This is a genomic window from Streptomyces sp. NPDC004134 (assembly GCF_042874195.1).
GTDB lineage: Bacteria > Actinomycetota > Actinomycetes > Streptomycetales > Streptomycetaceae > Streptomyces.
Genome location: NZ_JBIAMS010000055.1, coordinates 1 through 2,275, shown reverse-complemented (window position 1 = coordinate 2,275; position 2,275 = coordinate 1). Strand labels below are relative to the sequence as shown.

Below are 2,275 nucleotides of genomic sequence, written 5' to 3'. Positions count from 1 at the left end.
TGTTCGGGAAGCAGCGGTATTTCCTGGAGTTGATGGATCACGGGATCGAGATCGAGCGGCGGGTGCGGGACGGGCTGCTGGAGATCGGGCGGAAGTTGGGGATTCCGCCGCTGGTGACGAATGATTCGCATTACACGTATGCGCAGGAGGCGGGGGCGCATGATGCGTTGTTGTGTATTCAGACGGGGAAGAATCTTTCTGATCCGGATCGGTTCAGGTTCGATGGGACGGGTTATTACCTGAAGTCGACCGAGGAGATGTATGCGGTCGATTCGTCCGATGCGTGGCAGGAGGGGTGTGCGAACACGCTGCTGGTGGCGGAGCAGATCGACACCGCGGGGTGGTTCGAGAAGCGCGACCTGATGCCCCGGTTCGAGGTGCCCGGCGGCTACAGCGAAGTCACCTGGTTCCGCGAGGAAGTGTGGAACGGGATGCGCCGCCGCCACCCCGGCGGCTGGGACGAGAACTATCACAAGCAGGCCGAGTACGAGATGGACGTCATCATCCAGATGGGGTTCCCGGGGTACTTCCTGGTGGTCGCGGACTTCATCATGTGGGCGAAGAACAACGGGATCGCGGTCGGTCCGGGCCGCGGCTCGGCGGCGGGGTCGCTCGTCTCGTACGCGATGGGGATCACCGACCTCGACCCGATCGAGCACGGGCTGATCTTCGAGCGGTTCCTGAATCCGGAGCGCGTCTCGATGCCGGACGTGGACATCGACTTCGACGAGCGCAGGCGGGCGGAGGTGATCCGCTACGTCACGGAGAAGTACGGTGCCGACAAGGTCGCGATGATCGGCACGTACGGCACGATCAAGGCGAAGAACGCGATCAAGGACTCCGCGCGGGTGCTCGGGTACCCGTACGCGATGGGCGACCGGATCACCAAGGCCATGCCCGCCGACGTCGGCGGCCACGGCATCGACCTCGCGGGCATCACCGACCCCGCGCATCCCCGCCACGCCGAGGCCGGCGAGGTCCGGTCGATGTACGAGAACGAGCCCGACGTGAAGAAGGTCATCGACACCGCGCGCGGCGTCGAAGGACTCGTACGGCAGATGGGCGTGCACGCGGCCGGTGTGATCATGTCCAGCGAGCCGATCGTGGACCACGTCCCGGTCTGGGTGCGCCACAGCGACCAGGTGACGATCACGCAGTGGGACTACCCGACGTGTGAATCGCTCGGCCTGCTGAAGATGGACTTCCTCGGCCTGCGGAACCTCACCATCATGGACGACGCCGTGAAAATGGTGCGCGCCAACAAAGGGACCGACATCGAGCTGCTGTCCCTGCCGCTGAGCGACGCCAGGACCTTCGAACTGCTGGGCCGCAGCGACACCCTCGGCGTCTTCCAGTTCGACGGCAGCGCTATGCGCTCACTGCTCCGGCTGATGCGCCCCGACCACTTCGAGGACATCACCGCCGTCACCGCCCTCTACCGGCCGGGCCCCATGGGCATGAACTCCCACATCAACTACGCGCTCCGCAAGAACGGCCGCCAGGAGATCACCCCGATCCACCCGGCGCTCGCCGAGCCGCTGACGGAAGTCCTCGACATCACCTACGGACTCGTGGTCTACCAGGAGCAGGTGCAGAAGGCCGCGCAGGTCCTCGCCGGCTACACCCTCGGCCAGGCGGACCTGCTGCGCCGGGCGATGGGCAAGAAGAAACAGGAAGTGCTCGACAAGGAGTTCGTCCCCTTCCGCGACGGCTGCCGGCAGCGCGGCTATCCGGACGAGGCGGTGCAGGCGGTGTGGGACGTCCTGGTGCCCTTCGCCGGCTACGCGTACAACAAGGCGCACGCGGCGGCGTACGCGCTCGTGTCCTACTGGACGGCGTATCTCAAGGCGAACTATCCCGCCGAGTACATGGCCGCGCTGCTGACGTCCGTGCGCGACGACAAGGACAAGTCGGCGGTCTATCTCAACGAGTGCCGGAAGATGGGCATCAAGGTGCTCCCGCCGGACGTCAACGAGTCAGAGGCGGACTTCACTCCCCGCGGCGACGACACGATCGTCTTCGGCCTGACCGCCGTCCGCAACGTCGGCCGCAACGTCGTGGACGCCATCGTGCGCGGCAGGCAGTCCAAGGGGCCCTATGCCTCCTTTCCCGACTACCTCGACAAGTCAGAACCCGTCGTCTGCAACAAGCGCACCACCGAATCGCTGATCAAGGCGGGCGCGTTCGACGCCCTCGGGCACACCCGCAAGGGCCTCACCGCGCAGTACGAGCCGATGATCGACAACGTGGTGTCGGTCAAGCGGAAGGAGGCGGA

At 65.6% G+C, this 2,275-nt stretch carries 1 protein-coding gene; it reads left to right on the top strand.

All coding sequences use genetic code 11. From position 1 onward, the window contains the following. The coding region (gene dnaE / locus ACFYVJ_RS34740; protein ID WP_388900510.1) for a DNA polymerase III subunit alpha at window positions 1-2,275 on the top strand (2,275 nt) is incomplete at both ends.